Source organism: Streptomyces sp. NPDC038707 (assembly GCF_040636485.1).
In the GTDB taxonomy this organism is placed as follows: domain Bacteria; phylum Actinomycetota; class Actinomycetes; order Streptomycetales; family Streptomycetaceae; genus Streptomyces.
Genome location: NZ_JBEZUP010000095.1, coordinates 1 through 1,658, shown reverse-complemented (window position 1 = coordinate 1,658; position 1,658 = coordinate 1). Strand labels below are relative to the sequence as shown.

The 1,658-nt window shown below is 74.4% G+C and carries 3 protein-coding genes; 2 read left to right on the top strand and 1 reads right to left on the bottom strand.

The annotated features are described in order from the left end of the window. Positions 1-333: oligopeptide/dipeptide ABC transporter ATP-binding protein (locus AB0E62_RS39955; protein WP_362206039.1), on the top strand; the 333-nt coding region annotated here is incomplete at its 5' end. A 222-nt stretch (positions 334-555) separates the two neighbouring features. Further along, on the top strand, positions 556-1,296 hold the full coding sequence (locus tag AB0E62_RS39950) for a class I SAM-dependent methyltransferase (protein WP_362206036.1): 741 nt from the start codon (positions 556-558) through the stop codon (positions 1,294-1,296). Here AB0E62_RS39950 and AB0E62_RS39945 read toward each other — a convergent pair. Further along, positions 1,293-1,658 (bottom strand): oligopeptide/dipeptide ABC transporter ATP-binding protein (locus tag AB0E62_RS39945; RefSeq protein ID WP_362206033.1); only part of this gene is annotated, 366 nt, incomplete at its 5' end. The genes AB0E62_RS39950 and AB0E62_RS39945 overlap by 4 nt on opposite strands.

The following is a 1,658-nucleotide window of genomic DNA, read 5'->3' as shown; positions in this document are numbered from 1 at the left end:
GTGGAGATCGCCGACCGCGACGACCTGTACGGCAACCCGCGCCACCCCTACACCCGGGCCCTGCTCTCCGCCGTGCCCGAGGCGACGGTGGACGAGGTGCCGCGCGAGCGCATCCGGCTGACCGGTGACGTGCCGTCGCCGATCAACCCGCCGTCCGGCTGCCGCTTCCGCACCCGCTGCTGGAAGGCGACCGAGAAGTGCGCGACGGAGACTCCGCCGCTGGTGCGCACGGAGGGCAACGAGCCGGGCCACCTGACGGCCTGCCACTACCCGGAGACGGCGGACACCGTGCCCGCCCCGCGCCTGTCCAAGGACCCCGAGGCGGCGGCCTGACACACCCCTTTCCGTCAGCCGCCCCCTTGCGGAACGGACTTTCACCGGCCCATTGACCCGAGCCCCGAACGTCCGCTCCAGGGGACGAGGGCCCGCGCCCGCCCAGGCGCGGGCCCTCTTTCGTGCCCGGAAGGCTCAACTCAACTACCCTTGTTGTCAAAGTAGTTGAACAACCACTCCGTTTCCGTCCCGCCGTCCGGTCCGCTGTGTCACACTGCCGCGGTGGTGGATCACGCCTATGCCGATCTCACGCTCGCGGCGCTGTACGACAGCCTCAACCCCTGGCGCCCGGGGGACGACTTCTGCCTCGGGCTGCTGCGGGAGGCCGGCTCCGTGCTGGACATCGGGTGCGGCACCGGGCAGTTGCTGCGCCGGGCCCGGGCCGGGGGGCACCCGGGGCGGCTGACGGGACTGGATCCGGCCGCGGCCATGCTCGTCCAGGCCCGCCGGGCCCGCCCGGACGTCGAGTGGGTGCTCGGCGATGTGCGGGTGCGGCACTGGCGGCCGGAGTTCGACCTCGTCATGATGACCGGGCACGCCTTCCAGGAGCTGGTGGCGGACGAGGAGATCCGGGTCTGTCTGCGCGCCGCCCGCGCGGCCCTGTGGGACGGCGGACGGTTCGTGTTCGAGACCCGCAACCCCGGCGCCCGCGCCTGGGAACGGTGGACCCCGGACCGGGTGCACGAGATCACCGCCCCCGACGGCACCCCGGTGCGGGTGTGGCACGAGACGCTCGGCACCGGCCCGGAGCGGGGCCGGGTGCGCTTCACCGAGACCTATGCCGGCCCGTACTGGCCCGCCCCGCGGTCCGTGCACGGCGTCCTGCGCTTCCTGGACGCCGCGACGCTGGACGGTTTCCTCGCGGAGGCGGGCCTGACGGTGGCCGCCCGGTACGGCGACTGGGACCGCGCCCCGCTCACCCCCACGTCCCCGGAGATCATCACGGTGGCCCGCCGGGCCTAGGCTCCCTGGTCCTCCTCCAGTGCCGTCAGGGCCGGGTCCAGGACGATGTCCCCGGCGCGGGCCTCGGTGGTCGGCTCCTCCGGGAAGTGGCAGGCCGTCAGGTGGCCCTCCCGGTTGCCGGAGAGCCGGACCAGCGGGGGCTCCTCGGTCGCGCACCGGTCCTGGGCCTTCCAGCAGCGGGTGCGGAAGCGGCAGCCGGACGGCGGGGAGATGGGGGACGGGACGTCACCGGCCAGGCGGATCCGCTCGCGCCGGGGCGCCTCGCCCTCCGTCAGGGTCGCCTCGGGGACGGCGGAGAGCAGGGCGTGGGTGTAGGGGTGACGCGGCCGGGTGTAGAGGGAGTCGCGGTCCCCCACCTCGAT